This window comes from Pseudodesulfovibrio karagichevae (genome assembly GCF_041414475.1).
GTDB lineage: Bacteria > Desulfobacterota > Desulfovibrionia > Desulfovibrionales > Desulfovibrionaceae > Pseudodesulfovibrio > Pseudodesulfovibrio karagichevae.
The window spans coordinates 37,612-63,575 of sequence record NZ_JBGLYH010000005.1 but is presented as its reverse complement, the minus strand read 5'-3'; the positions used below and the strand labels follow the sequence as shown (position 1 = coordinate 63,575).

At 65.1% G+C, this 25,964-nt stretch carries 26 protein-coding genes; 8 read left to right on the top strand and 18 right to left on the bottom strand.

The features are described 5' to 3' along the window. Nucleotides 1-103: 103 nt before the first annotated feature. From AB6M95_RS03350 to AB6M95_RS03335, 4 genes are all read right to left on the bottom strand, one after another. Nucleotides 104-577, bottom strand: coding sequence for an arsenate reductase ArsC (locus tag AB6M95_RS03350; protein ID WP_371385316.1), 474 nt, complete (start codon nt 575-577; stop codon nt 104-106). Between the two features lie 234 nt (nt 578-811). Then, the gene (gene clpB, locus AB6M95_RS03345) at nt 812-3,409 is read right to left on the bottom strand and encodes an ATP-dependent chaperone ClpB (protein WP_371385315.1); all 2,598 of its coding nucleotides are present in this window, start codon (nt 3,407-3,409) and stop codon (nt 812-814) included. A 31-nt stretch (nt 3,410-3,440) separates the two neighbouring features. Further along, the gene (locus tag AB6M95_RS03340; RefSeq protein ID WP_371385314.1) at nt 3,441-3,776 is read right to left on the bottom strand and encodes a chaperone modulator CbpM; all 336 of its coding nucleotides are present in this window, start codon (nt 3,774-3,776) and stop codon (nt 3,441-3,443) included. A gap of 10 nt (nt 3,777-3,786) precedes the next feature. Beyond that, nucleotides 3,787-4,785: a DnaJ C-terminal domain-containing protein gene (locus tag AB6M95_RS03335; protein ID WP_371385313.1), complete on the bottom strand. Its 999-nt coding sequence runs from the start codon at nt 4,783-4,785 to the stop codon at nt 3,787-3,789. A 145-nt stretch (nt 4,786-4,930) separates the two neighbouring features. Here AB6M95_RS03335 and AB6M95_RS03330 point away from each other — a divergent pair, with 145 nt between their 5' ends. Then, nucleotides 4,931-5,488: a BON domain-containing protein gene (locus tag AB6M95_RS03330; RefSeq protein WP_371385312.1), complete on the top strand. Its 558-nt coding sequence runs from the start codon at nt 4,931-4,933 to the stop codon at nt 5,486-5,488. A 25-nt stretch (nt 5,489-5,513) separates the two neighbouring features. On the opposite strand, the gene AB6M95_RS03325 is transcribed toward AB6M95_RS03330, so the two are convergent. Next, a complete protein-coding gene (locus AB6M95_RS03325) occupies nt 5,514-6,116 on the bottom strand; it encodes a PHP domain-containing protein (RefSeq protein ID WP_371385311.1) in 603 nt (200 codons plus the stop codon). Nucleotides 6,117-6,215: 99 nt separating this feature from the next. On the opposite strand from AB6M95_RS03325, the gene AB6M95_RS03320 reads away from it, so the two are divergent. Both AB6M95_RS03320 and AB6M95_RS03315 read left to right on the top strand, forming a co-directional pair. After that, a complete protein-coding gene (locus AB6M95_RS03320) occupies nt 6,216-7,529 on the top strand; it encodes a BPG-independent phosphoglycerate mutase family protein (protein WP_371385310.1) in 1,314 nt (437 codons plus the stop codon). A 9-nt stretch (nt 7,530-7,538) separates the two neighbouring features. Then, on the top strand, nt 7,539-8,087 hold the full coding sequence (locus AB6M95_RS03315; protein ID WP_371385309.1) for a nicotinate-nucleotide adenylyltransferase: 549 nt from the start codon (nt 7,539-7,541) through the stop codon (nt 8,085-8,087). Nucleotides 8,088-8,278: 191 nt separating this feature from the next. Here the strand turns inward: AB6M95_RS03315 and AB6M95_RS03310 are convergent, their stop codons facing one another. Continuing rightward, entirely contained in the window at nt 8,279-9,019 is a 741-nt protein-coding gene (locus AB6M95_RS03310; protein ID WP_371385308.1) for a rhomboid family intramembrane serine protease, read from the bottom strand. Beyond that, on the bottom strand, nt 9,016-10,668 hold the full coding sequence (locus AB6M95_RS03305) for a dephospho-CoA kinase (protein WP_371385307.1): 1,653 nt from the start codon (nt 10,666-10,668) through the stop codon (nt 9,016-9,018). The genes AB6M95_RS03310 and AB6M95_RS03305 overlap by 4 nt, the downstream gene beginning before the upstream one ends. A 216-nt stretch (nt 10,669-10,884) precedes the next feature. Here AB6M95_RS03305 and upp point away from each other — a divergent pair, with 216 nt between their 5' ends. The 5 genes from upp (at nt 10,885) to AB6M95_RS03280 (ending at nt 15,197) form a co-directional block, all read left to right on the top strand. Continuing rightward, nucleotides 10,885-11,511 carry a uracil phosphoribosyltransferase gene (gene upp / locus AB6M95_RS03300; RefSeq protein ID WP_371385306.1) on the top strand — a complete coding sequence of 209 codons (627 nt, stop codon included), beginning with the start codon at nt 10,885-10,887 and terminating at the stop codon, nt 11,509-11,511. Between the two features lie 98 nt (nt 11,512-11,609). Then, a complete protein-coding gene (locus tag AB6M95_RS03295) occupies nt 11,610-12,980 on the top strand; it encodes a uracil-xanthine permease family protein (protein WP_371385305.1) in 1,371 nt (456 codons plus the stop codon). A 106-nt stretch (nt 12,981-13,086) separates the two neighbouring features. Beyond that, nucleotides 13,087-13,845: a glycosyltransferase family 2 protein gene (locus AB6M95_RS03290; protein WP_371385304.1), complete on the top strand. Its 759-nt coding sequence runs from the start codon at nt 13,087-13,089 to the stop codon at nt 13,843-13,845. A gap of 101 nt (nt 13,846-13,946) precedes the next feature. Then, nucleotides 13,947-14,768, top strand: a complete 822-nt coding sequence (locus AB6M95_RS03285) for a mechanosensitive ion channel family protein (protein ID WP_371385303.1) — start codon at nt 13,947-13,949, stop codon at nt 14,766-14,768. A 15-nt stretch (nt 14,769-14,783) separates the two neighbouring features. Continuing rightward, nucleotides 14,784-15,197, top strand: coding sequence for a bacteriohemerythrin (locus AB6M95_RS03280; RefSeq protein ID WP_371385302.1), 414 nt, complete (start codon nt 14,784-14,786; stop codon nt 15,195-15,197). Between the two features lie 59 nt (nt 15,198-15,256). On the opposite strand, the gene hisA is transcribed toward AB6M95_RS03280, so the two are convergent. The 11 genes from hisA to AB6M95_RS03225 form a co-directional block, all read right to left on the bottom strand. Beyond that, nucleotides 15,257-15,985: a 1-(5-phosphoribosyl)-5-[(5-phosphoribosylamino)methylideneamino]imidazole-4-carboxamide isomerase gene (gene hisA / locus AB6M95_RS03275; protein ID WP_371385301.1), complete on the bottom strand. Its 729-nt coding sequence runs from the start codon at nt 15,983-15,985 to the stop codon at nt 15,257-15,259. Continuing rightward, the gene (locus tag AB6M95_RS03270; RefSeq protein WP_371385300.1) at nt 15,982-16,635 is read right to left on the bottom strand and encodes a hypothetical protein; all 654 of its coding nucleotides are present in this window, start codon (nt 16,633-16,635) and stop codon (nt 15,982-15,984) included. The genes hisA and AB6M95_RS03270 overlap by 4 nt, the downstream gene beginning before the upstream one ends. After that, nucleotides 16,635-17,216, bottom strand: coding sequence for an imidazoleglycerol-phosphate dehydratase HisB (gene hisB / locus AB6M95_RS03265; RefSeq protein ID WP_371385299.1), 582 nt, complete (start codon nt 17,214-17,216; stop codon nt 16,635-16,637). Before hisB ends, AB6M95_RS03270 begins: the two co-directional genes overlap by 1 nt. Before the next feature lie 113 nt (nt 17,217-17,329). Then, entirely contained in the window at nt 17,330-18,676 is a 1,347-nt protein-coding gene (tatC, locus tag AB6M95_RS03260) for a twin-arginine translocase subunit TatC (RefSeq protein ID WP_371385298.1), read from the bottom strand. Between the two features lie 6 nt (nt 18,677-18,682). Further along, a complete protein-coding gene (gene tatB, locus AB6M95_RS03255; RefSeq protein ID WP_371385297.1) occupies nt 18,683-19,018 on the bottom strand; it encodes a Sec-independent protein translocase protein TatB in 336 nt (111 codons plus the stop codon). 34 nt (nt 19,019-19,052) lie between these two features. After that, a complete protein-coding gene (gene guaA / locus AB6M95_RS03250) occupies nt 19,053-20,597 on the bottom strand; it encodes a glutamine-hydrolyzing GMP synthase (protein WP_371385296.1) in 1,545 nt (514 codons plus the stop codon). A 70-nt stretch (nt 20,598-20,667) separates the two neighbouring features. Beyond that, complete coding sequence (gene guaB / locus AB6M95_RS03245; RefSeq protein ID WP_371385295.1) at nt 20,668-22,122, bottom strand: IMP dehydrogenase; 1,455 nt, start codon at nt 22,120-22,122, stop codon at nt 20,668-20,670. Between the two features lie 74 nt (nt 22,123-22,196). Next, nucleotides 22,197-22,904 (bottom strand): ABC transporter ATP-binding protein, encoded by a 708-nt coding sequence (locus tag AB6M95_RS03240; RefSeq protein WP_371385364.1) that lies wholly within the window; start codon nt 22,902-22,904, stop codon nt 22,197-22,199. A gap of 1 nt (nt 22,905) precedes the next feature. Beyond that, nucleotides 22,906-23,700 carry an ABC transporter ATP-binding protein gene (locus AB6M95_RS03235; RefSeq protein ID WP_371385294.1) on the bottom strand — a complete coding sequence of 265 codons (795 nt, stop codon included), beginning with the start codon at nt 23,698-23,700 and terminating at the stop codon, nt 22,906-22,908. After that, nucleotides 23,693-24,931 (bottom strand): ABC transporter permease subunit, encoded by a 1,239-nt coding sequence (locus tag AB6M95_RS03230; protein ID WP_371385363.1) that lies wholly within the window; start codon nt 24,929-24,931, stop codon nt 23,693-23,695. Before AB6M95_RS03230 ends, AB6M95_RS03235 begins: the two co-directional genes overlap by 8 nt. 97 nt (nt 24,932-25,028) lie before the next feature. Next, entirely contained in the window at nt 25,029-25,931 is a 903-nt protein-coding gene (locus AB6M95_RS03225; RefSeq protein WP_371385293.1) for a branched-chain amino acid ABC transporter permease, read from the bottom strand. Between the last annotated feature and the right edge of the window lie 33 nt (nt 25,932-25,964).

The following is a 25,964-nucleotide window of genomic DNA, read 5'->3' as shown; positions in this document are numbered from 1 at the left end:
GGGGATGGGGGAAGCGCGCCACGGGAAACGGGAAAGGACGAGGCCAGGCCGCTTCCCCGCTCCGCCCGCACGTGCGATGGGGCGGCGGAATCGTAGGCCAGGGTCAGTCGAGCGGCCGGATTTCCCAGAAATCGCTGAGCTTCTTGATGTCCCCGGAACGGGCCCACTCCAGGAACTCGTAGACGACGGCCTTGATCCTGTCGCGGATGACCCGGACCTGGGCCAGCTTTTCCTCATGGGTGCCTTGGACCTCGGCCGGATCCGGGAAGGGGAGGTGCAGGCGGTGGGTCATGCCGGGATAGACCGGGCACTGCTTCTCCACCGACTCCTCGCAGACCGTGACGACGTAGCTGAACATCCGGCCCTCCTTGTACAGGTCGAAGGCCGACTGCGTCCTGTGCCCGGAGAGGTCTATGCCCTCCTCCTTCATGGCCTCGACCACCAGCGGATTGATCTCCGTGGGCTCGAATCCGGCGCTCTCGGCCACGAACTCGCCTCCCCCGAACGCATTGAGGTAGGCTTCCGCCATCTGGCTCCGCGCGCTGTTGTGCACGCAGATGAACAACACCTTTTCCATGGTTGCACTCCTGACTGATGAGGTCGGGGAATCGCATCCGGCACGGCCTGAGCCCCTGCGGGGGCGTCCCCTCCTGAGCGGCACCATAGCCCACTTGCCCGCACTCTTGGTTTCAAATCTGTGACAAAGAGGTGGCCGATCGCATTCCGGCGGGTGCCCTCCCCGACGCGAGGCACGAAAAAAGGCCGACGCCCCGTGTCGGGCGCCGGCCTTGAATGTCATCTGTTTCCGGACCTAGTCGAAAACCAGCTCCCCGTCGCGCTCGTCCACGGTGACGGTCTGGCCGTCGGCCAGGTCGCCGCCGATGAGGCGCTTGGCCAGCGGGGTCTCCAGGTTGTGCTTCAGGTAGCGGTGCAGGGGCCGCGCGCCGAAGGACGGGTCGTAGGCCGACTGGGCGATGAACGCCTTGGCCCGGTCCGTCAGGGTCAGGCCGATGTTGCGATCCTCGAGCCGGGAGCGCAGTCCGGCCACCAGCAGGTCGATGATGCCGATGAGCTGGTCCTGGGTCAGCGGCCGGAAGAGCACGGTCTCGTCCACGCGGTTCAGGAACTCGGGCCGGAAGTGGCGGCGCAGGACCTCGCGGACCTGGTCCTCCACGCCGGGCTTGAACTCGCCGGACCGGTCGATGCCGTCGAGCATGAACTCGGCCCCGAGGTTGGAGGTCATGATCACAATGGTGTTCTTGAAGTCCACCGTTCGGCCGTGGGAATCGGTCAGCCGCCCGTCGTCGAGGATCTGCAGGAGCACGTTGAACACGTCGTGGTGCGCCTTCTCGATCTCGTCGAACAGGATGACCGAGTACGGCTTGCGCCGCACGGCCTCGGTCAGCTGGCCGCCCTCGTCATAGCCCACGTAGCCCGGAGGGGCGCCGATGAGCCGGGCCACGGTGTGCTTCTCCATGTACTCGGACATGTCGATGCGGATCATGTTGTCCTCGGTGTCGAACAGGGCCGAGGCCAGGGTCTTGCACAGCTCGGTCTTGCCCACGCCCGTGGGGCCGAGGAAGATGAACGAGCCGATGGGCCGCGACGGGTCCTTGAGGCCCGCACGCGCGCGCAGCACGGCGTCGGCCACGGCCTGGACCGCCTGGTCCTGGCCGATGACCCGCTCGTGCAGGACGTCGCCCAGCCGGAGCAGCTTCTCGCGCTCGCCTTCCAGAAGCCGGGAGACTGGGATGCCGGTCCACTTGGCGATGACCTGGGCGATGTCGTCCGGGCCGACCTCCTCGCGGACCATGCGCGGGCCGTCGCCGGTCTCGAGCGCCTCGTTGCGCTGGTTGAGCTCCTTCTCGAGCTGAGGCAGCCTGCCGTATTCGAGTTCGGCGGCCCGGTTGTAGTCGGGGATGCGCTTGGCCTCGTCGATCTCGCGCCGGGTGGCCTCGATCTCGCTCTTGAGGGCGCGCAGCCGCTCGATGCCGGACTTCTCGTTCTCCCACTGGGCCAGCATGGCGGACTGGGATTCCTTGAGTTCGGCCAGCTTCTTCTCCAGCTCGGCCAGCCGCTCGCGGGACGCCTTGTCGGTCTCCCGCTTGAGGGCCTCGCGCTCGATCTCGTACTGCATGATCTGACGGTTGGCCGTGTCCAGCTCATAGGGCTGGGAGTCGATCTCGGTGCGGATCAGGGCCGCAGCCTCGTCGATGAGGTCGATGGCCTTGTCCGGAAGCTGCCGGTCGGTGATGTACCGGCTGGACAGCACGGCCGCCTCGACGATGGCCCCGTCCGCGATGCGCACGCCGTGGTGCACCTCGAAGCGCTCGCGCAGGCCGCGCAGGATGGAGATGGTGTCCTCCACGGACGGCTCCTCCACCAGCACGGTCTGGAAGCGGCGTTCCAGGGCCGGGTCCTTCTCGATATATTTGCGGTACTCGTCGAGCGTGGTCGCGCCGATGCAGTGCAGCTCGCCGCGCGCCAGCATGGGCTTCAATATGTTGCTCGCGTCCATGGCCCCGTCGGTCTTGCCCGCGCCCACGATGGTGTGCAGCTCGTCGATGAACATGACGATCTGCCCGGCGGACTCGGCCACCTCCTTGAGCACGGCCTTGAGCCGTTCCTCGAACTCGCCGCGGTACTTGGCCCCGGCGATGAGCGCGGACATGTCCAGGGAGAACACGGTCTTGTCCTTGAGGCCCTCGGGCACGTCGCCCTTGACGATGCGCTGGGCCAGACCTTCCGCGATGGCGGTCTTGCCGACGCCGGCCTCGCCGATGAGCACCGGGTTGTTCTTGGTCCGGCGCGACAGGATGCGGATGACGCGGCGGATTTCGGAATCGCGGCCGATGACCGGGTCGAGCTTGCCCGAGCGGGCCTCCTCCACCAGGTCGCGGCCGTACTTCTTGAGCGATTCGTAGGTCGCCTCCGGGTTGTCCGAGGTCACGCGCTGCTTGCCGCGAACCTCCTCAAGCGCGCTCAGGACCTTGTTCTTGTCCAGGCCGAACTGCTTGTTGACCCGGCCCACGCCCGAGCTGCCGGACTCGTCCATGAGGGCCACGAAGACGTGCTCCACGGAGACGTACTCGTCCTTCATGCGCTTGCGCATGTCGTCTGCGGCGACCAGCGCCTTCTGCATTCGCGGGGTGACCACGATCTGGTCCGGGCGCGCGCCCGAGCCGGACACGCTGGGGACCTTGGCGATCTCTGCGTCGATGGCCCCGAGATAGGCGTCCGGGGCCACGCCGAGCTTGCGCAGGATCTGGCCGGCCAGGCCGTTTTCCTGGGCCACCAGGGCGTGCATGAGATGTTCGCAGTCTATCTGCTGATGGCCGCTCCGGATGGCCAGGTTCTGGGCCTCGGAAACGGCTTCCTGGGTTTTGCGGGTGAACGTGTTGATATCCATTATATGCTTACCTCCTCACGAAATGTGTCGGTCAGACGAGCCTCCTGAGTTCCTCGACCTCGGTCTCGAGCTCCTCGACCCGTTCGAGCAGGTCCACGATGATGGACCCGCCGTAGACCGAGACCTCCAGGTCATGGACCAGGCGCATGAGCTTGTGGATGCGGTAGACGTCCTTGAGTCGGAACAGGTATTCCTCGGCCCCGGTCCGCTTGGGGCTGATCCAGCCGAGGTCGACCAGCTCGCTCATCTCGGCGGGGTCGATGGAGGTCAGCTGCACCAGTTGGGCCCAGGCCACGTATTCGCTGCGCTCGGGCAGGTTCAGGCCCGGCATCTGCATGATCATTTCCTGCAATTTCTTCGTGGTCATTGTCGTACCTCTAGAAACTTCTCGGCTTGTAGCCCGAGACCTTCTGCAATTGTTCGAACAGGTCGCGCTCCTCCGCCGAGAGCCGTTCCGGCACCTGGATCATGATGCGCACGTACTGGTCGCCCTTCTTGGCCCCGGCTCCGAGGCCCCGGCCCTTGATGCGCAGCTTCTTGCCCGAGCCGATGCCCGGCGGGATCTTCATCTCCACGGCCCCGTCCAGGGTGGGGATGCGCGCGGTGGTGCCGAGCGCCGCCTCCCACGGGCTGAGCGGCAGGTCGAGGATCACGTCCGATTCCGAAACCTTGAACATGTGGTGGGGCATGAGCCGGATCTTCAGGTACAGGTCGCCCTTGGGCCCGCCGCTCATGCCGGGGTTGCCCTGGCCCGCCAGACGGATCTTCTGGCCGTCCTTGATGCCTGCGGGCACCGTGACCTCAAGGGTCTTGGTGGTCATGCGCGGGATGCCGTCCGGTCCGCGGGTCTGCTCCTGCAGGGTGATGGACTTCTTGCCGCCCCGGTACGCCTCTTCCAGGGTCAGTTCGTAGGACGCCTCGGAATCCGCGCCTCGGCGGGGACGCTGCCGGTAGCCGCCGCCGAAGTCGCCCTGCGAGAAGCCGCCCGACTGGAAGCCGCCCGACTGGAAGCCGCCGCGAAAACCGCCGCCACCGCCACCGAAGATGGTCTCGAAGAAGTCCGAGAAGCCGGCGCCGCCGCCGAATCCGCCACCGCCGCCGCTGCTGAAGTGCATGTTCTCGTAGCCCGGCGGCGGCTGGAAGTTCTGGCCATGTTCCCAGTTGGAGCCGAACTGGTCATAGAGCTTGCGCTTCTTCTCGTCCTTGAGGACTTCGTAGGCCTCGTTGATCTCCTTGAACTTGTCCTCCGCGCCCTTGTCGTTCGGGTTGAGATCGGGGTGATACTTCCGGGCCAGCTTCTTGAAAGCCTTTCCGATCTCTTCCTTGGAAGCGGAGCGGGACACTCCGAGAAGTTTGTAATAGTCTCTATATTCCATTAGAATCGTTTTCCTTGATGCTGACTGATTATAATTTCTCCGACGCTTACCTAAAGTAATATGCCTTTGCATTGTGTCAAGCCAGAAAAAACGCAAAGCAGACAATTTTCCACAGAGTTATCCACATATCGTCAAAGGAGGAAATATGCGTCGTTCCAACCAACCCGCCCCCGTCATACTGATCCTCTGCCTCGCCCTGTCCAGCCTGGCCTGGACCCCGTGGGGGGCCATCTACGACAGCGCGCGCGACGAACGCAGCGTGGGCGACCAGGCCGCGGACAAAAAGATATCCCTGTCCATCAAGGGCGGCCTGGCGGACAAGGATTCCAAACTGGCCCTCAAGGTCCATGTCTATTGTTTCCTGAAGCACGTCTACCTGGTGGGCGCGATCAACGACCAACCCTTCCGCGCCTTCGCGGTGAAGACGGCCAAGGGGACCGAGGGCGTGAAGCAGGTGACCAGCTATTTCAAGCCCGAGACCGACACCACGGCCGACGACCTGGAGCTGGCGGCCAAGGTGCGCGCCGAACTCATCGGCAACGGCGACCTGAGTTCCACCCAGATCGAACAGGAGGTCATGAACGCAGAGGTGGTGCTGCTGGGCATGGTCCGCAGCCAGGCGGACGCCGCCCTGGCCGTGAAGGTGGCCAAGGGGGTCAAGGGCGTGAAGAAGGTCACGTCCTTTCTGATTCCGCCCAAGTAGGGGAAGGGATTCAGGCCCGGAAGGATCAGGCCGCCGAGCGGTGCGCCGCCCTGGGACGGCACCGGCCCTGGTTGAGGGCCTCGATCAGGTCTCGGGTGGAGTTGACCGGCACGGTGAACCGCGTGGGACAGCGGCCGAGCTCGCTCAGGGAGTGGGCGTCGGACCCGGCCACGGCGGTCATGTTGCGGTCCGCGATCAGGCTCTGGGCCAGGCCGTTCTCGGCGTCGGTGTTGCGCCCGTTCTCCGCCTCGGCAATGGTGCACAACCCCTGTTCGAAGATGAGCGGATCGGCAGGACGCCAGGTCCGGCAAGGATGGGCCGAGATGGCCGCGCCGCCCAGCTCGCGCACCGCCGGGAGCAGGACCTCGGCGGACAATCCGTGGGGAATGGACCGGACGTCCCCGAAGATCAGGTAGTCGCCCTGGTCGGTGGTGTACTCCATGCCCACGATGACGAGCAGCCCGTCGGGTTGGAAGCCCTCACGGCATTGTGTCAGGATGGACATGGTGTCGTGATCGGTGATACAAACGGCATCCAGCCCCAGGGACCGGGCGTTGGCCAGGATTTCGGAAGGCTTCAGAATGCTGCACGGGGAACAGGTGGAGTGGACGTGAAGGTCTATAAGCATGAAACCATCCTACACTCGTCCCGGCGCAAAGCAATGAGATTGTATTTATGAGAATCATTATTGCTATAGACAATTTCTATCAAACAAGCGGGGCCGCCCATGGCTGACACAGGCATACTGGTCCTGCTGGATGGCCTGGGGGACCGCTCCCATCCCTGCCTCGGCGACCGCACCCCGCTCCAGGCGGCGGCCACGCCGTGCCTGGACCGCATCGCCGCCCTCTCGGCCACAGGCCTCTACCACGCCACCCGGTTCGGCCAGCCCCTGCCCTCGGAGAACGCCCACTTCGCCCTGTTCGGCGGCCTGCGCTACGAGTTCCCCGGACGCGGCGCGCTGGAGGCCCTGGGCGCGGGGATCGACTTGGGCCCGCACGACGTGGCCCTGCTCACCCACTTCGCCCATATCGGGCCGGACGCGGAGCGCCGCCTGACCCTGCTGCACGACAAGGTGCCCGCCACGCCGGACGAGGCCGCGGCCCTGTTCGCCGCCCTGCCGCCCTTCGAGTCCGAGGGCGTGACCGCCTCACTGCATCCGGTGGGTGGCCTGTTCGGCGTGCTGGTCCTGCGCGGCGAGGTCTCGCCCCACGTCACCGACACCAACCCCATGGTGGACGGGCGGCTTCTGCCCCGCCCCCTGCCGCTCAGGGACCACCGGGACCGGCCCTCGCTGCGCACGGCGCAGGTCCTGGAACGATATCTCCTGCGGGCGCACCGTATCCTCTCGGCCCTGCCGCTGAACCGCGAGCGGGAGCGCGCCGGAAAGGTCCCGGCCAACGGGCTGGTCACCCAGCGGGCCGGGCGGCTCACCCGCTGCCCGACCCTGCGCCAGCGCTACGGGTTGCGCGGGCTGTCCATCGCCACCGGGGCCATGTACGCCGGGCTGGCCCGGTTCACGGGCATGGATTTCCTGAGGGCCCGCGACACGGACGACCCGGGCGCGGACCTGACCGAACGCATCCGGCTGGCGCTCGACCGGGCGGACGACTACGATTTCATCCACGTGCACACCAAGACCCCGGATCAGGCGGCCCACACCAAGGACCCGGAGGCCAAGGTCCGGGTCATCGAATCCCTGGACCGGGGGCTCGGCAAAGTGGCCGACGCCATCCTGGACGACCCGCGCCTGCTCCTGGCCGTGACCGCCGACCACTCCACCCCGAGCTGCGGCGCGCTGATCCACTCGGGCGAGCCCGTACCCTTGATGTTCGCGGGCCGGGGCGTGCGCCGCGACCGGGTGGCCGCCTTCGACGAGGTGGCGGTGGCCGGGGGCGCGCTGGGCTGCATGCGCGGCCGCGAGTTCCTGTTCACGGTCCTCAACTATCTCGACCGCGCCCGGCTGGCGGGCATCCACGACTCGCCCTACCCGGTGGAATACTGGCCGGGCGACCATCCCCCGTTCATCCTCGACCCCTAAGGAGTGACCATGCACCCTCTCGGCTTCATCCACGGACGGTTCCAGGTCCTGCACAACGACCACCTGACCTACCTGCTGGCGGGCAAGAGACTGTGCGAGCGGCTGATCATCGGCGTGACCAACCCGGACGCGGCCTCCACCCGCGAGGAGATCACCAACCCGGAGCGGTCCAGCCGGGAAAACAACCCCCTGACCTTCGAGGAGCGCAAGGCCATGATCGAGGCCGCCCTGATGGAGGCCGGGGTGGACCGGCACGCCTTTTCCGTGATTCCCTTCCCGATCAACTGCCCGGAGCTGCTCGAAGGGTGCGCCCCGCGCGACGCGGTCTATTACCTGACCATCTACGACGACTGGGGACGGGAGAAGCGCAAGCGGTTCGAGAGGCTGGGACTGACAACCCACGTCATGTGGGAACGACCCGAAAGCGAGAAGGGGATAAGCGGCACGGACGTGCGCGCGGCCATCCGAGACGGCGGCGAGTGGCGGAGTCTGGTCCCCCCGGCGGTGGCGGCCCTGGTGGACCGCTGGCGCCTGGCCGACCGGTTCCGGGCGCTGTAGCACCCCGCGCCGCAGGCGCAAAATGGGGTGCAGGGGTGCGAGCCCCTGCCCGCCGACAAATCCGCAGGACAGCGGATTTGGACCGCGCCTGGTAAGGCGCGACCCCGGAGGGGTGAGCCCCAGGACGGGGCGAATCAAGGCGAAGTCATCAATCTATCGCCGCGAAGCGGCATCCATCTCTGTTTTTCTACTCAACCGGCAGGCGGCCCCGTTTCCTCGGGGTCGTAGTCCTTGGTGTCCGGGTTGTAGCAGTAGCGGCACCGGCCGGGGCGGCGGAACCAGCGGATCAGGATGATCCCGGTGAGGAATCCGCCCACGTGCGCCCACCAGGCCACGTTCTGCGCGCCGTGGGCCGAGGAGTAAACCCCGGAGAGGATCTGCGTGACGAACCAGAACCCCAGGAACAGGGACGCGGGGATGCGGAAGATGAAGGGGAAGAAGAAGACCGGGATCAGGGTCAGGACCTTGCCGTGCGGATAGAGCACGATGTACGCGCCCATGATCCCGGCGATGGCCCCGGACGCGCCGATGACCGGCAAAGGCGAGGACCGCTCGAAGGCCATGTGCGTGGCCACGGCGGCCAGACCGCAGAGCACGTAGAAGAGCGCGAACCAGCCGTGGCCGGTGACGTCCTCGATGTTGTCCCCGAATATCCAGAGCATCCACATGTTCAGGATGACGTGCAGCCAGCCGCCGTGCAGGAACATGTAGGTCAGAAAGGGCCAGCCCAGGGTATCCGGAAACCCCGCCCAGGCCGCCCAGTCCGGCTGGAAGAACCGGGCCGGGACCACCCCGAAGAGATAGTAGATCCGCGTCCTGGCCTCGGGCGTCATGCTGTAGACGGCCAGGAAGACGAGGGCGTTGACGGCGATGATCGACAGCACGGCATAGGGCCGGGTCTCGCGCGGCACGTTGTCGCGGATGGGGATCACGCCTCGCCCCTCCCGGCCGGTTCGGCGGCCGGTTGCCCGTCAAGCTCGGCGGCCAGCCCGGGCCACAGCCCGTCCATCCAGTCCGAGAACTCCCGGTTGCGCCGCTCCCAGGCGGCCTTTGCGGTCTCGTCCAGATTCCGCGCCCCTTCGGCCAGTTCGGCCAGTCCCTTGTCATTGTCCACGACCACGTCGCAGGCCGCGAGCTTGTCCGCCTCGGGCCACTGCCAGGAGTCGAACACGGCCAGGATCTCCGGCGAGAGGCGGCGGAGTTCGCGCAGCTCCCCGGTGCGCTTGGCCTCCGGGCAGCGCACCCCGGCCACCAGGTCGACCGTGCCGTTCCTGTGCCACCCTCCTTCCAGGAGCAGGGGAATTTCGGCGTAGGCCACGGGCTCGTCGCGGTGGGCCCGGAAGAATTCCTCGCACTGATGGCGGACCATGGGGTGGACCATGTCCATGACTTCACGCCGCACGGACTCGGATTCGCGCATGGCCTTGAAGAGGCCCGGCTTGTCCACGCCGCCGTCGTCCAGGGTGTACTGGCCGCCGTAGCGCTGCCGGATCATGGCCGCGCCGTCGCCGCCCGGCGCGTACAGCCCGGCCACGGACTCGTCCGCCGAGAAGCAGGGCCGTCCCAGGTCGCGTAGCGCCTTAAGCAGGGCGGACTTGCCGCCGCCCGGCATGCCCACGATGCCCACGCGCAGACACTCGCGGGTCAGCCCGGCGAGGAGCGTGCGGAAATCCTCGGGCGGGGCCAGCCAGCGGGTCACGGGTTCGCCCGTGGCCGGATGGGGCACGCGGAGATAGAAGGCGTGGAGCATCTGGCGCGGGGCCAGCCCGGCCAGCAGGTCGGGCCGCCGCGCCCACTCGGCGTTCTCGCGCGGGCCGTAGACCGCGTCGCCCAGCAGCGGATGGCCGATGTGGGCCATGTGCACGCGGATCTGGTGGGTCCGGCCGGTGTGGATGCGCACGGCCACCAGGGAGGCCAGGCCGCGCGGGCCGGTCCAGAGCACCCGGTAGTCGCTGCGCGCCTCGCGCCCGCCCTTGGGCAGCACGGCCATGCGCGTCTTGTGGCGCGGGTCGCGGCCCATGGGCGCGTCGATGGTCCCCTGCGAGGGCTTGGGGCGCCCGTGGACCAGGGCCAGGTAGACCTTGAAGGTCTCGTGCCCGGCAAAGCTCGCGGACAGGGCCAGGCGCGCCGGTTCGGTCCGGGCCACGGCCATGAGCCCGGAGGTGTCCTTGTCCAGGCGGTGGACGATGCCCGGCCGCTGCGGGTCCATGGAGCTGTTTTCGGCGGCGATGTCCGGCCACTGGTGGATCAGCAGGTTGACCAGGGTGGGGCCGGGTTCGCCCGGCGCGGGATGGGTGGTCAGCCCGGCGGGCTTGACGACCACGAGCATCTGCTCGTCCTCGTAGACCGCTTCGATGTCGCCCCGGACGGGCTCAGCCGCGAATTCGCCGGGTTCGGGCCCGGCGGCCCGGATGGCCACGTCCTGGCCCGGGGCCAGCTTCCGGTTGCCCTTGTCCGCGACCTCGCCGTCGACAAGGGCCAGGCCGGACTCGATCCAGCCCTTGATCCGGCCACGGGAAACGCCCTCCCCGGCCAGCTCCCGGCCCCAAAACTTGTCCAGGCGCAAGCCCGCGTCGCTCATTGAAACCGTCCGCTCCCACCGCTGTTCGGATTTGTCGTTCGTCATGGTCAAAGTGATATACCGGGAATCATTGGAAAGTAAAATTCTAATTGGTTTTATGCACTCATCGTTTACAAAATTGGCTCTTGACCCGTTCCCGGCATCGGCATAGAAAAAAGAAATTTTGCGCAATTGAAACTTTCTCTACATATTATCAAAACCCAAAGAGAGGCGAACATGGCCTTACACCTGGTTGACCACCCGCTTATCCGGCACAAGGTTGGTCTGCTCCGTCAGCACGACATTTCCACCAGCCATTTCCGGACACTGGCCAACGAGATCACCCGGCTGCTCACCTACGAGGCGACCAAGGATTTCGAGACCGAGAAGAGGACCATCAAGGGATGGGCGGGCAAGGTCGAGGTGGACAGCATCAAGGGCAAGAAGGTCACCGTGGTGCCCATCCTGCGCGCCGGTCTCGGCATGATGGACGGCGTCTTCGACATGATACCCGGCGCCAAGGCGTCCGTGGTCGGCTTCTACCGCAACGAGGAGACGCTGGAGCCCGTCCAGTACTACGTCAAGCTGGCCAAGAACATCGAAGAGCGCATGGCCCTGATCCTGGATCCCATGCTGGCCACCGGCGGCACCCTGAACGCGACCATCAAGCTGCTCAAGGAGGCGGGCTGCAAGTCCATCCGTGGCCTGTTCCTGTGCGCCGCGCCCGAGGGCATCGAACGCATCCTCAAGGAGCACCCCGACGTGGAAATCTACACCGCGGCGGTGGACGAGAAATTGAACGACGTAGGCTATATCATCCCCGGTCTCGGAGACGCGGGGGACAAGATATTCGGCACCAAGTAGGCAAAGGGCACGCTGCACAGCGTGCCTTTTTTTGGGAATTCAGGGGCAACAAAGGAGTCGGGGGGCTCCGCAACCAAGAGAGAGAGGAGTGGGTAAAGATGAGTAACGTGCATTCCACCGAGTACAATTTCAGACCAAAGGACGCCCTGCTCGGCGCGCAGATGCTTTTCGTGGCATTCGGCGCGCTGGTCCTGGTGCCGCTGCTGACCGGGCTGGACCCGAACGTGGCCCTGTTCACGGCGGGCGCGGGCACCCTGCTGTTCCAGGTCATTACCCGGGGCAAGGTCCCGGTGTTCCTGGCCTCCAGTTTCGCCTTCATCGCGCCGATCATCTACGGCGTTCAGACCTGGGGCATCCCGTCGACCATGTGCGGCCTGGCGGCCGCAGGCCTGCTCTACGTGATCCTCAGCGTGCTCATCCGCATCTACGGCTCCAACATGCTGCGCCGCGTGCTGCCGCCCGTGGTCACCGGCCCGGTGATCATGGTCATCGGCCTGATCCTGGCCCCCACCGCCGTGCACATGGCCATGGGCCGCACCGGCGACGGCTCGGCCTGGCTGGTGCCCAACACCACGGCCATGATCATCGCGGGCGTGGCCCTGCTGACCACCATCTTCACCTCCCTGCTGGGCAAGGGATGGATCAAGCTGATCCCGATCATGCTCGGCATCGCCGCGGGCTACGCGACCTCCCTGATCCTGGACGCCACCGGCTTCTCCGCGGCCCAGCAGGCCACCTTCGATCCCGGCCAGCTCCAGAACTGGACCGCTCCGGCCCTGGTCAGCTTCGGCAAGATCGCCGAGGCCCCGATCCTGGAAATGCCCAAGTTCACGTTCCCCACCTGGAACCTCGAAGCCGTCCTGTTCATCGTGCCCGTGGCCATCGCCCCGGCCATCGAACACTTCGGCGACATCCTGGCCATCGGCGGCATCTCCGGCAAGGACTACGTCAAGGACCCCGGCATCCAGAACACCCTGCTCGGCGACGGCCTGGCCACCTCCCTGGCGGCCTGCCTGGGCGGCCCGCCGAACACCACCTACTCCGAGGTCTCCGGGGCCGTGGCCCTGACCCGCTCCTTCAACCCGGCCATCATGACCTGGGCGGCCCTCACCGCCATCATCCTGGCCTTCGTGGGCAAGCTCGGCGCGTTCCTGAACACCATCCCGGTGCCGGTCATGGGCGGCATCATGATCCTGCTCTTCGGGGCCATCACCGTCATCGGCATCAACACCCTGGTGCGCGCGGGCAACGACCTGATGCTGCCGCGCAACCTGGCCATCGTGGCCATCATCCTGGTCTTCGGCATCGGCGGCATGAGCTTCGACCTGATCGTGGTCAAGCTCGGCGGCATCGGCCTGTCCGGCGTGATCGGCGTGGCCCTGAACCTGATCCTGCCCTGCAAGGACTGCAACGACCCCCTGCCCGACGAGGTCAACCCGTCCGGCCCGGACCATCACACCGACCTCTAATCCGCAATACACCAAGGGCCCCTCTTCGCAGGAAGGGGGGCCTTTTCGTTTCGGATGGACCGGGCCGCCGATAGCGGCTATGATCCCCCTGCCCAAGGAGAAAACCATGCGCGAAACCGTGACCGGCCTGGTCCTGACCTACAATGGCGAGCGGCTGCTCGAAAAATGCCTCAAGTCGCTCGACTTCTGCGACGAGCTTCTGGTGGTGGACTCGCAGTCCACGGACCGCACCCGCGAGATCGCGGAGAAGTGCGGCGCGCGGGTCGTGGTCCGGCCCTGGCCCGGCCCGGTGGACCAGTTCCGGTTCGCGCTGGGGGAGATCGGCACCGCCTGGGTGGTCTCCCTGGACCAGGACGAGTTCCTGACCGACGAACTGCGCGCGAACATCGAGGACAGGCTCAAGGCGGGCGAGCCGGTGGCGGGCTATCTCGTGCCCCGCAGTTCCTTCTACTTCAACCGGTTCATGAAGCACTCCGGGTGGTATCCGGACTACCTCTTCCGCGTCTTCCGGGCCGGCAAAATGGAAGTCACGGCCTCGGGCGCGCACTACCACTTCAACCCGCTGGGCGAGACAAAGAAGCTGTCCGGCGACATCCTGCACTACCCCTACGAGTCCTTCCGCCAGCACATGGACAAGATCAACTACTACGCCGAGGAGGGCGCGGCCGCCCTGCGCGAAAAGGGCCGCAAGGGCGGCCCGGCCCGGGCCCTGCTCCACGCCGCCGTGCGCTTCGTCAAGCTCTACCTGCTCAAGCTCGGCTTCCTGGACGGCACCGCCGGGCTGTGCAATGCGCTGGCCGGGTTCTACTACACCTTCCAGAAATACATCCGGGTGGACGAGCACGGGAAATGGGGCGACGGGTAGGCGAAAAGACGTCGCATTTTGCCCATAAAACTGTTCCGATATCGCCTTCCATGTGCTAACAATTCCCACGACGAAATCATCATTCATTTTTCGGAGGAACCATGGACATCAATATTTCCCAACTGACCGAGACCATCATGGCGTACGTCACCCAGTACGGTCTGCGCATCATCGTGGCCCTGCTCATATTCGTCATCGGGCGGATCGTCGCCAAGGCCCTGGCACGCGGGATCAGGCAGGTCCTGATCAAGGCCAAGGTCGACGAGACCCTGGCCTCGTTCCTCAAGAACATCACCTACTACGCGCTGATCGCCGCCGTGGTCATCGCGGCGCTGGGCCAGGCGGGCATCAACGTGACCAGCTTCCTGGCCGTACTCGGCGCCGCCGGCCTGGCCGTGGGCCTGGCCCTGAAGGACTCCCTGTCCAACTTCGCGGCGGGCGTCATGCTCATCCTGCTCAAGTTCTTCAAGAAGGGCGACTACGTGACCGCGGGCGGCCAGTCCGGCACGGTCACGGCCATCAACATCTTCAACACCGTGCTGACCACCCCGGACAACAAGGTCATCACCGTGCCCAACTCCGCCGTGCTCGGCGGGACCATCACCAACGTGACGGCCAACGACACCCGGCGCGTGGACATGACCTTCGGCATCGGCTACGACGACGACCTGCTCAAGGCCAAAAAGACCCTGGAGCGCATCGTCTCCGAGGAGCCGCGCGTGCTGGCCGATCCCAAACCGGTCATCGAGGTCATGGAGCTGGCCGACTCCTCGGTCAACTTCGTGGTCCGCCCGTGGTGCAAGACCGCCGACTATTGGGGCGTGTACTTCGCCCTGACCGAGAAGGTGAAGCTGGTCTTCGACCAGGAAGGCATCTCCATCCCGTTCCCGCAACAGGATGTGCACATGTACAACGAGAAATAGGCGGCGATTGGGGCAATGCCCATCATCACCTGGGGCAAGGCGCTGAGTGTCGGGTATCCGGCCATAGACGACGATCACCAAAAGCTGATCGCCCTCTTCAACGCCGCCCACGGCGCGGTCAAGCAGACCTCCCCGCGACAGGCCGTCGAGACGATACTGACCGAACTGATCGACTACACCAACTGGCACTTCGATCATGAGGAAGCCCTCATGGAGGAGCACGGCTACGACAGGATCGAGGCGCACAAGCTGGAACACCAGGAACTCGCCGCCAACGCCAGGCAACTGTACGTCCAGTATCTCGCCGGAGACGACACGGTGCCCGAGGTCCTGCTCCCCTTCCTCCGGAACTGGCTGACCGATCACATCCTGCGCTCGGACAAACAATTAGGCGATTTCCTGAATGGCTATCAACGCCAGGAACTCTGAACAAAAAAAAGGCCCCGCATCAGCGGGGCCTTTTTCATGCGCGTTGTCGCCGGGGTCGCCTACTGGGCGTCGATCCAGGCGTTGGCTTCCTTCACGTCCAGGGTGCCGACGTAGATGGCCCGGCCGGAGATGGCGCCCTCCAGCCCCTTTTGCGACAGGGGGTAGAGATTCTTGATGTCGTCGAGGGTATGGACGCCGCCGGCGGCGATGACCGGGACCGAGGTCTTGGCGCACAGGGCGGCCAGGGCGTCGAGGTTCACGCCGGTCTGCATGCCGTCGCGGGAGATATCGGTGTAGACGATGAAGCGGATGCCGTCCTTTTCCAGGCGCGGCAGGACGTCGTCGATGGTCAGGCCCGCGTCCTCGACCCAGCCCTTGGTCTTGAGCTTGCCGTCCACGGCGTCCAGGGAGACGCCGATGCGCCCGGGCAGGGCCCGGCACAGGTCGGAGAAGAGCTCCGGGTCCTCCAGGGCCATGGTGCCGATGATCAACCGGCTCACGCCCGCCTCTATGTACTTTTGGGCCGTGGCGATGTCGCGGATGCCGCCGCCGAGCTGCACCGGGATGGCGATCTCGGAGCAGATGGCCTTGATCAGCTCGAAGTTCTTGGGCACGCCGGAAAAGGCCCCGTCCAGGTCCACCACGTGGAGGTAACGCGCGCCGAGGTCCTCCCAGTAGCGCGCCTGGGCAACGGGGTCCGAGGCGAATACGGTGACCTCGTCCTCCTTGCCCTGGGCCAGGCGGACGCATTCACCGTTCTTGATGTCGACAGCGGGAAAAAGAATCATAATCCGAGTTCCGTGAGTTTCTCGTCCATGCCGTCCTGGGCCAGGCGGGTGGCGGTCACCCACTTGCCGCCCCGGGCAGCGAACTTCTTGGCGTTGTAGAGGTTCTCCAGCAGGGACTGCTGGGTCTCCTCGTAGCGGGAGCGGATCATCCGCTCGTTCTTGACGTCGATGAGGTAGAAATCGATGGCCACCGAGGCCGGGGTATCCACGCCCGCGTCGCTGCCGACCCGCTCGCGCCAGGTGGTCAGCTGCGGGACGAGCAGATAGTCGGCCTGGATGCATTTGCCCACGCCGAGCCAGTACTTCCACGCGGACACGCGGGGCTTGCCCGAGTCCTCGAACACGACCACGTCCTCGCACTGGCGCACGGCGTCCGGGGTGATGTAGTCGAAGACCTGGTGCTTCTGCAGGGTGTTGGTCAGGATCATGTCCAGAGTCTCGATGGTCCCTGCGGGCGCGGGCTTGCCCTCCTCGTCGAGGTAGCCCGCCAGGAGTTCCCAGCTGTAGGTGGGATTGGTGAACCCGGCCACGGCCAGCTTGCCCTCGGGACGAGGCACGGCGGCCGTCCGGGTGGACTTGGCGCAACCGGCCGCAACCAGCAGGGCCAAGCTTGACAGGGCCAGGGCGAAAAAGACAGCGGAACGTTTCATCAGTCGAGACTCCCTTTGGTGCTGGAAACCCCTTTGCGCCCCACGGTGACCGCGTGGGCCAGGGCCAGGCCCAGGGCCTTGAAGGCCGCTTCCAGCAGGTGATGGCCGTTTTGGCCGTACTCAAATTTGACATGCAGGTTCATGCCCGCCTTGTAGGCCAGGGACTTCAGGAATTCACGCCAGACGTCCTTCTCGTCGCCCGCGATGAGGCCGGGCAACAAGGCGTCGTCGTAGACGATGTAGGGGCGGCCGGAGAGGTCCACGACCACTTCGGCCAGGGCCTCGTCCATGGGAACCTTGGCCGAGGCCACGCGGTTGATGCCCCGCTTGTCGCCCAGGGCCTCGGCCAGGGCCTGGCCCAGGCAGAGCCCGACATCCTCCAGGCTGTGGTGGGTATCGATCTCCAGGTCGCCCTTGCAGGTCAACTCCAGGTCGAACCCGGCCCAGAAGGCGCACAGGGTGAGCATGTGGTCGGCGAACCCGATGCCGGTGTCCACCGCCACCTTGCCTTCACCGTCGAGGTTCAGGGTCAGCGATATGTCCGTTTCCTTGGTGGTCCGAGCCACTGTGGCCTGGCGCATGGCGCACTCCTTTCCTGTAGAACATGAGCGTCATCCCCATACATAGAGGAAAAGACTAGAAAAATAAACAGGGCAGGCACCGACTTTTGCGATGCCCGCCCCGGATTCGGTCGTTACGGCGTTTCTTCCCCGTCCCCGTCGGCGGCGGCGTCCAGTTCGGCCTGGGCCTTGGCCTCTGCCTCGGCCTGCTTCTTGAGGTGGCGCTTCTCCTTCTTGCCGAAGAAGTAGGCAACCCAGATGCCGATCTCGTAGAGGACGATCAGGGGTCCGGCCATGAGGCACTGGGTGAAGGGATCGGGCGGGGTCAGGATGGCTGCCACGACAAAGGCGCACAGGATGGCGTACTTGCGCTTCCTGCGCAGCCCCGTGGACGAAACCATGCCCAGCCTGGCCAGGAAGAAGATGAACAGGGGCAACTCGAAGACCAGGCCGAAGGCGAACAGGAGTTTCAGGCAGAAACTCAGGTATTCGTTGAGCTTCGGAACGAACTGGATGCCCGAGTTGGAGAATCCCGCAAAGAACTCGAAGGCGTAGGGGAAGACCTGGAAATAGCCGAACAGCGCGCCGCCGGTGAAGAACATGCCCGAGAGCAGGGCCATGGGCACCATCCACTTGCGCTCGTGGGCGTACAGGCCCGGGGCGATGAAGCCCCAGATCTGGGCGAACACGTACGGGCTGACCAGAAAGAGGCCCGCCACGATGGATATCTTGATGTGCGCGAAGAAGGCCTCGGCCGGGTAGGTGTACTGGAAGTGCCCTTCCCGGGCCACGGCCATGAGCGCCTTTTGCAGGGCACCCATGAAGATCTGCATCTGTTCGGGATGATTGAACCCGTTGGCGGCAAGCATCTTCTCGAAGACCGCGCCGAGCTGCTGGTAGAACTCCGGGGTCAACAGCGGGGCGGTGGCGGCCGCCTGCTTCTGGAAGACATCCACCATGGGCTGCATGAGGATGTCGAACATCTGCCCGGCAAAGGAATAACAGGCGACCATGCCCACGCACACGGCGAGCGCCGCGCGGGTCAGCCGGGAACGCAGCTCGCCGAGGTGGTCGAGCAGGGACATCTGGGCCCCCTCGCCGTCCTCGAGCTCCGCGTCCTCTTCGGATTCGTCGTCCTCTTCGTCGGGCTCGTCATCGGCCGCTGCGGCGGCCGGATCGTCGTCCCCGCCGTCCCCGCCTTCGGCCGGAACGGCGGTCGCTGCGTGGACCTCGGGCGGTTCGGGCGGGGCGACCGCGTCGCCGCCCTCTTCGCTCCCGCCGGAGCCGTCCGCGCCCTCCGCCGCCTCGCCGGTCTCCGGCTTTGCGGATTCAGGCTCGGCGGATTCAGGCTGTTCCCCGTTCTCCGGGTCGGTCGGGGACGGTTCCTCGTCGATCAGGGACGGGTCCTCCTCGGGCTCCACGGTATTCCCGGCGACAGGCTCCTCTTCGGGACCTTTGACATCGTCTTTGTCGGAATGCATCGGAACTTAGGCCTTTTTCTCTTCGGGCTCGGTCTCGTCGGCCGGAGATTCGGCACCGGCGGTCCCGGGCTCGGCCTCGACGACCGCTTCGGCGGCCGCCTCCTGCTGGGCCTTCTCGGCCTTGCGCCGGGCCAGTTCGGCGTCCACTTCCTTCTTGCGGGCGGCGGCCTCGGCCTTGCTGACCTCGTCGTCCAGGGTCGACTTGACCTCGTTGCCCACGCGCTTGAACTCGGCCACGCCCTTGCCCAGGGAACGAAGCAGCTCGGGCAGCTTCTGAGGGCCGATGACGATGAGCGCCACCACGCAGATAATCAATAATTCGGGTCCGCCTATTCCAAACATATGCTCACCTGGGTAATCGGTTTAATTGCTCGGGTTATTCCCACTCTATGGTGCTCGGCGGCTTGGAGGAGATGTCCAGAACCACCCGGTTGACGCCCTTGACCTCCCGGATGATCCGGTTGGACATGCGGGCCAGCAGCTCGGAGGGAACCCTGGACCAGTCCGCGGTCATGGCGTCCAGGGAATCGACGATGCGCAGGGCGATGACGTTCTCGTAGGTCCGGTCGTCGCCCATGACGCCCACGGTCTTGAGCGGCAGGAGCACGGCGAAGCCCTGCCAGACCTTGCGGTACCAGTCCGCGGCGATCATCTCGTTCTGGACGATCTTGTCGGCCAGGCGGAGGATCTTGAGCCGCTCCTCGGTGACCTCGCCGATGACCCGGATGGACAAGCCCGGGCCGGGGAACGGCTGACGCCAGATGATGTGCTCGGGCAGGCCGAGCTCGTAGGCGGCGCGGCGCACCTCGTCCTTGAACAGCTCGCGCAGGGGTTCGACCAGTTTGAGATTCATCTTCTCGGGCAGGCCGCCCACGTTGTGGTGGGATTTGATCACGGCCGAGGGGCCCTTGAAGGATTCGGATTCGATGACGTCCGGGTACAGGGTGCCCTGCCCCAGGAACTCCACGCCCTCGATGGCCTTGGCCTCGCGGTCGAAGATCTCGATGAACTTGTAGCCGATGAGCTTGCGCTTCTTCTCCGGATCCTCGACCCCTTTGAGGTCGGACAGGAATTCGTCGGCCGCGTCGACCATCTTGACGTTGAGGTCGAAGTGCTCGGCCAAGAAGCCGATGACCTCCTCGCGCTCGCCCATGCGCAGCAGCCCGTTGTCCACGAAGATGCAGTGCAGGTTCTTGCCGATGGCCTTATGCAGCATGACAGCGGCCACGGTGGAGTCGATGCCGCCGGACAGGCCGAGGACGACCTTGGCGTCGCCGACCTGCTCCTTGAGGGCCTCGATGGTCGTGTCCACGAAGGAGGCCATGGACCAGGAGGCCTCAAGCCCGGCCACCTTGAACAGGAAGTTCTGGATGATCAGGGAGCCGTCCGTGGTGTGGGCCACTTCGGGGTGGAACTGGAGGGCGTAGATTTTCTTCTCGACGTTGCCCATGGCCGCGAACTCGATGGAGTCGGTCTTGCCCATGGGCACGAAGCCGTCGGGCAGGACCTCGACCCGGTCGCCGTGGGACATCCACACGGTCAGGTCGTCCTTCTCCTCCACCCCGTCGAACAGGATGGAGTCGTTCTGCGCGGAGAACTGGGCCCGGCCGTATTCGCGGTCGGTGGAAGCCACCACCCGGCCGCCGAGATTGTGGGCCAGCAGCTGCATGCCGTAGCAGATGCCCAGCACGGGGATACCCATCTCGAGGTATTCCATGTTCAATTCGGGGCAGCCGCCTTCCAGAACGCTGGACGGGCCGCCGGACAGGATCAGGGCCGAGGGCTTGAACGCCTTGACCCGTTCGGGGTCGACGTTGCAGGGGTGGATCTCGGAATACACCCCGGCCTCGCGCACTCTGCGTGCGATCAGCTGAGTGAACTGACTGCCAAAATCAAGGATGAGTACTCTATTGTCGTGCATGCGTTTCTCTCTAATTCACAATGGGAGAAATGAAAAGGCGAATTACCATTACCGGGCCGGACACCGGCGGCTAGCCGTCGCCGCGGTAGTTGGGGGATTCCTTGGTGATGGTCACGTCGTGGACGTGGGATTCGCGCAGGCCGGCCGAGGAGATCTGGACCATCTTGGACTTCTCGAACAGCTCGCCGATGTTGGCCGAACCGGTGTAGCCCATGCCGGAGCGCAGGCCGCCGATGAACTGGTACAGGGACTCGCCCACCTTGCCGCGATAGGGGACCCGGCCGACGATGCCCTCGGGGACCAGCTTCTTGGACTTCTCCTGGAAGTAGCGGTCCGAGCTGCCCTTCTTCATGGCGTCGATGGAGCCCATGCCCCGGTACTGCTTGTAGGTCCGACCCTGGTACAGGATGGTCTCGCCCGGGGACTCCTCGGTGCCGGCCAGGACCGAGCCCATCATGCAGCAGTTCGCGCCCACGGCCAGCGCCTTGACCACGTCGCCGGAGTACTTGATGCCGCCGTCCGCGATGATGCATTTGTCGGCCTCGCGCGCCGCGCGGCTGGCCTCCATGACCGCCGTGATCTGCGGCACGCCCACGCCGGCCACGATGCGGGTGGTGCAGATGGAGCCGGGGCCGATGCCGACCTTGACCGTGTCCACGCCCGCCTCGATCAGCGCCTTGGCGCCCTCGTAGGTGGCCACGTTGCCGCCCACCAACTGGAGGTCGGGGAAGGCCGCGCGCAGCTCGCGCGTGGACTTGAGGATGTTCTCGGAGTGGCCGTGGGCCGAGTCGAGGACCAGGAAGTCGGCGCCCGCGTGCAGCAGGGCCTCGGACCGGGACAGGCAATCCTTGCCGATGCCGATGGCCGCGCCGACCAGCAGGCGGCCGCGCGAGTCCTTGACCGCGTCGGGGTACTTCTTGTGCTTGTTGATGTCCTTGATGGTGATCAGCCCTTTCAGGCGGTTCTCCTCGTCGACCACGAGCAGCTTCTCGATGCGGTGCTGGTGCAGCTTGCGCTTGGCCTCCTCGTTGTCGATGCCCTCGGGCACGGTGACCAGGTCGCGGGAGGTCATCAGCTCGGAGACCAGGGCCTTGTCGTCCTGGACGAAACGGATGTCGCGGTTGGTGATGATGCCCACCAGGTGGTCGCCCTTGACCACGGGGAGGCCGGAGATGCGGTACTCGGTCATGATCGACTTGACCTTGCCCAGGTCATCGTCGGGGTGGACCGTGATCGGGTCGGAGATCATGCCGGATTCGGACTTCTTGACCCGGTCGATCTCCCTCGCCTGCTCGCGCACGGACATGTTCTTGTGGATCACGCCCGCGCCGCCGTGCCGGGCCATGGAGATGGCCATGCGGGACTCGGTGACCGTGTCCATGGCTGCGGAGAGCAGCGGAATGTTCAGTTTGAGCTCCGGTGTGAGATAGGTGGACACGTCAACGGCGTCGGGCAGGACGTTGGAATAGCCCGGCAACAACAGGACATCGTCAAAGGTTAAAGCCTTATCGAGTATTTTGCTCATGTCATTCCTCCAGAGCGTTTTTGCTGATCAAATATGACAAGGCCGAGCTTAGCGCCCGGCCTCGGTGGTTTCCATTATAGACCCAGGTAGGCCCGTTTTACCTGCTCGTTCGCGAGCAGTTTGTCGCAGGTGTCCGAGAGGACAACCCTCCCGTTTTCCATGACATACCCCCGGTGGCCGATCTTGAGCGCCAGGTTGGCGTTCTGCTCCACCAGGAAGATGGTCGTGTTGTTCTCGCTGTTGACCTTCTTGATGATCTCGAAGATCTGCTTGACCACCAGCGGGGCCAGCCCCATGGACGGCTCGTCCAGAAGCAGGAGCGCGGGCCGGGCCATGAGCGCGCGGCCGATGGCCAGCATCTGCTGCTCGCCGCCGGACAGAGTGCCGCCCTGCTGCCTGCGCCGCCTCGCCAGGATGGGGAACAGGTCGAAGCAATATTCCATGTCCCGCTTGATCTCGGCCTTGTTGGTGCGCATGAACGCGCCCATGTCCAGGTTCTCCTGGACGGTCAGCTCCGGGAAGATCAGGCGGCCTTCGGGCACCTGGCAGATGCCCTGGCTGACGATGATGTTGGGCGCGAGCCTGGTGATGTCGTCGTCCTGGTACAGGACCTGGCCCTGGCGAGCCTGGACCACGCCGCAGATGGTCATCAGCGTGGTGGACTTGCCCGCCCCGTTGGCCCCGATCAGGGTGATGATCTCGCCCCGGTCGACGTACAGGTTGACGTCGTACAGGGCCTGGATGTTGCCGTAAAAGCTGTCGACGTTTTTCAGTTCGAGCATCCTAGTCATCGTGTTCCTCCCCGAGGTAGGCCTTGATGACCTCCGGATTCGCCGCGATCTCCTCGGGCGTGCCGTCCGCGATCATGCGCCCGTAGTCGAGCACGTAGATGCGGTCGGACATGGACATGACCATCTTCATGTCGTGCTCGATGAGCATGATGGAGATGTTGAATTTTTCACGAATGCCGATGATCAGGTCTTCCAGGTCGCGGGTCTCCTGCGGGTTCATGCCCGCGGCGGGCTCGTCCAGGAGCAGGAGGAACGGGTCCGTGGCCAGGGCGCGGGCGATCTCGAGCCTGCGCTGCTTGCCGTAGGGCATGTTCGTGGCCAGCTCGTTGACGAACTCCTTCAGCCCGACCAGATCCAGCAGGTCGTAGGCCTTCTGGACGACGGCCCGCTCTTCGCGGCGGGTGGCCCTGTTGCGGGAGATGGCCCCCCAGATGGAAGACTTGGTCCGGCAGTGGGTGCCGATCATGACGTTTTCCAGGGCGGTCATGGACGGGAACAGGCGGATGTTCTGAAAGGTCCGGGCCATGCCCAGCTCGGTGACGATGTTCGGCTTGCGGCCGTTGATGCGCCGGGTCTTGCCCGTGGCGTCGGGGTCGATGAGCACGTCGCCGCTGGTCGGCGTGTAGATGCCGGTGATGCAGTTGAAGAAGGTCGTCTTGCCCGCCCCGTTGGGGCCGATGAGGGCGACGATCTCCTTGTCGTGGACCACCAGATCGACCTCGTCCAGGGCGCGGATGCCGCCGAAGTCCTTGCTCACGGCGTTGACGTTCAGGACTGGATTACTCATGGACGGCCTCCGCCTCTGCGACCTTGTATTCGTAGAACTTGCGCTTGGCGCTGATCAGCCCCTGGGGCCGGAAGACCATGACCAGGACCATGATGGCCCCGAACAGGAGCATGCGGAACTGGGCGAACTCTCGCAGGTACTCGGGCACCAGGATGAGGATGATGGCCCCGGCGATGACGCCCCGGATGGAGCCCATGCCGCCGATGACCACGATGGACAGGATGATGGCCGATTCCCAGAAGGTGAACGAGGCCGGGTTGATGAAGGTCGTCTTGGCCGCGAAGACCACGCCGGCCATGCCCGCCCAGGTGGCGCCCAGGGCAAAGGCCATGAGCTTGGTCTTGACCTTGTCGATGCCCATGGCCTGGCAGGCGATCTCGTCCTCGCGCAGGGCCAGCCAGGCGCGCCCGATGCGGGAGTTCTGCAGCCGGTTGACGCTGAAGATGGTGAAGACCATCAGGCCGACCATGATGTAATACATATATTGCGTGGACCCGACCACGTCGAGATGGAAGCCGAACAGGCTGGGCCGGGCGATGGAGGAAATGCCGGAGGGGCCCATGGTCACTTCGCCCCAGTTCTCGAGGACCAGGCGGATGATCTCGCCGAAGCCCAGGGTGACGATGGCCAGGTAGTCGCCGCGAAGGCGCAGGACCGGGAAGCCGAGGAGTATGCCGAGCACGGCCCCGAGGACCGCGCCCACGGGCAGCATGTACCAGAACCCGATGCCCCAGTGCATGTTGCACAGGGCATAGGCATAGGCGCCCACGGCGTAGAAGGCCACGTAGCCCAGGTCGAGCAGACCGGCCAGGCCGACCACGATGTTCAGGCCCAGGCCGAGCACGATGTAGACCAGGCAGGAGATCATGATGTTGGTCTGGTAGAGGTCGAAGACCTGCGGGTAGACCACGGCGGCCAGGGCCAGCAGACCCAGGGCGGCGTATCTGAGGACCGGGTGCGACTGCAGCCGGGTCAGCAGGGACTCCACCCGGGTCTCGTTCCGGGAGTCGTCCTTTTTGAGCTCCTTGCGCGCCAGCAGCCAGCGCCAGACAAAGGAACCGAAAAAGATGGCCAGGGCCACGTACCCGATCCGGCTCCAGTGCCAGACCACCGTATGCTCGATGGTGTTCACCCGGATGACCATGATCGGGAAGGTCAGGAAGACGAACCACAGGGCCACCAGGAACGACTTCCGGACCGACTGGGCGTAGCCGTCGCACCCTGCGGTCAGGAAGAACCTGAGGAAGCTCTGGTTCGTGGTGTTGCTATCAATGCTCACTGTATATTCCTTGCGCGGTGAGCGGCCGCTTGGGCCGCGATGATCCCGGTTAGACCTTCTGGGTCTTTTCCTTGCCCATGATGCCCGACGGCCTGAAGATCAGGATCAGGACGAGCAGCAGGAAGGCGAAAACGTCCTCGTAGTCCGAGGAGACGTAGCCGGTGGCGAAGGCCTCGGTCAGGCCGAGGACCAGGCCGCCGAGCATGGCTCCGGGCAGGGAGCCGATGCCGCCGAGCACCGCGGCGGTGAACGCCTTGATGCCCGCGATGAAGCCTATGTAATAGTTGATCTGGCCGATGTGTGAGGCGATGAGCACGCCGCCCACGGCCGCCAGGCTGGAACCGATGACAAAGGTTGCGGAAATGACCATGTCCACGTTGATGCCCACCAGCATGGCCATCTTGCGGTTCTGCGCCGTGGCCCGCATGGCCTTGCCCAGCTTGGTGAACTTGATGAACAGCGTCAGCCCCACGCAGGAGGCCACGGTGGCCAGGATGATGACCAGCTCGGCCGAGCTCATGATCGAGCCCGTCTTGTCCATGAAGTCGAAATGCGGAATGAGCTCGGGGAAAGGCAGGAAGTCCGAGGTCTGGGCGAGCATGACGTAGTTCTGCAGGAAGATCGACATGCCGATGGCGGAGATGAGCGGCGACAGCCGGGGGGCGTTGCGCAGCGGCTTGTAGGCCATCTTCTCGATGGTGAAGCCGTACGCCGCCGCCCAGATGACCGCGCACACGATGGCGATGACCAGGATGGCGGATACCGGAAAGCCCAACATGGTCAGCAGCCCGGCCACGATGAGCCCGGTGAAGGCGCCGATCATGTAGATCTCGCCGTGGGCGAAGTTGATCAGCTCGATGATGCCGTAGACCATGGTGTAGCCGAGGGCGATCAGAGCATAGATGCTGCCGCGGGTGAGGCCACCCATGAACAGCTCAAGGAAATATTCCATTGTCGTGATTCCTGTTCATTAAATAAATCCAGG

Bases quoted from the DNA above. Each gene is read 5' to 3' on its own strand.
- AB6M95_RS03350 (WP_371385316.1), bottom strand. From the start codon at position 577: ATGGAAAAGGTGTTGTTCATCTGCGTGCACAACAGCGCGCGGAGCCAG.
- clpB (WP_371385315.1), bottom strand. From the start codon at position 3,409: ATGGATATCAACACGTTCACCCGCAAAACCCAGGAAGCCGTTTCCGAG.
- AB6M95_RS03340 (WP_371385314.1), bottom strand. From the start codon at position 3,776: ATGACCACGAAGAAATTGCAGGAAATGATCATGCAGATGCCGGGCCTG.
- AB6M95_RS03335 (WP_371385313.1), bottom strand. From the start codon at position 4,785: ATGGAATATAGAGACTATTACAAACTTCTCGGAGTGTCCCGCTCCGCT.
- AB6M95_RS03330 (WP_371385312.1), top strand. From the start codon at position 4,931: ATGCGTCGTTCCAACCAACCCGCCCCCGTCATACTGATCCTCTGCCTC.
- AB6M95_RS03325 (WP_371385311.1), bottom strand. From the start codon at position 6,116: ATGCTTATAGACCTTCACGTCCACTCCACCTGTTCCCCGTGCAGCATT.
- AB6M95_RS03320 (WP_371385310.1), top strand. From the start codon at position 6,216: ATGGCTGACACAGGCATACTGGTCCTGCTGGATGGCCTGGGGGACCGC.
- AB6M95_RS03315 (WP_371385309.1), top strand. From the start codon at position 7,539: ATGCACCCTCTCGGCTTCATCCACGGACGGTTCCAGGTCCTGCACAAC.
- AB6M95_RS03305 (WP_371385307.1), bottom strand. From the start codon at position 10,668: ATGAGCGACGCGGGCTTGCGCCTGGACAAGTTTTGGGGCCGGGAGCTG.
- upp (WP_371385306.1), top strand. From the start codon at position 10,885: ATGGCCTTACACCTGGTTGACCACCCGCTTATCCGGCACAAGGTTGGT.
- AB6M95_RS03295 (WP_371385305.1), top strand. From the start codon at position 11,610: ATGAGTAACGTGCATTCCACCGAGTACAATTTCAGACCAAAGGACGCC.
- AB6M95_RS03290 (WP_371385304.1), top strand. From the start codon at position 13,087: ATGCGCGAAACCGTGACCGGCCTGGTCCTGACCTACAATGGCGAGCGG.
- AB6M95_RS03285 (WP_371385303.1), top strand. From the start codon at position 13,947: ATGGACATCAATATTTCCCAACTGACCGAGACCATCATGGCGTACGTC.
- AB6M95_RS03280 (WP_371385302.1), top strand. From the start codon at position 14,784: ATGCCCATCATCACCTGGGGCAAGGCGCTGAGTGTCGGGTATCCGGCC.
- hisA (WP_371385301.1), bottom strand. From the start codon at position 15,985: ATGATTCTTTTTCCCGCTGTCGACATCAAGAACGGTGAATGCGTCCGC.
- AB6M95_RS03270 (WP_371385300.1), bottom strand. From the start codon at position 16,635: ATGAAACGTTCCGCTGTCTTTTTCGCCCTGGCCCTGTCAAGCTTGGCC.
- hisB (WP_371385299.1), bottom strand. From the start codon at position 17,216: ATGCGCCAGGCCACAGTGGCTCGGACCACCAAGGAAACGGACATATCG.
- tatC (WP_371385298.1), bottom strand. From the start codon at position 18,676: ATGCATTCCGACAAAGACGATGTCAAAGGTCCCGAAGAGGAGCCTGTC.
- tatB (WP_371385297.1), bottom strand. From the start codon at position 19,018: ATGTTTGGAATAGGCGGACCCGAATTATTGATTATCTGCGTGGTGGCG.
- guaA (WP_371385296.1), bottom strand. From the start codon at position 20,597: ATGCACGACAATAGAGTACTCATCCTTGATTTTGGCAGTCAGTTCACT.
- guaB (WP_371385295.1), bottom strand. From the start codon at position 22,122: ATGAGCAAAATACTCGATAAGGCTTTAACCTTTGACGATGTCCTGTTG.
- AB6M95_RS03240 (WP_371385364.1), bottom strand. From the start codon at position 22,904: ATGCTCGAACTGAAAAACGTCGACAGCTTTTACGGCAACATCCAGGCC.
- AB6M95_RS03235 (WP_371385294.1), bottom strand. From the start codon at position 23,700: ATGAGTAATCCAGTCCTGAACGTCAACGCCGTGAGCAAGGACTTCGGC.
- AB6M95_RS03225 (WP_371385293.1), bottom strand. From the start codon at position 25,931: ATGGAATATTTCCTTGAGCTGTTCATGGGTGGCCTCACCCGCGGCAGC.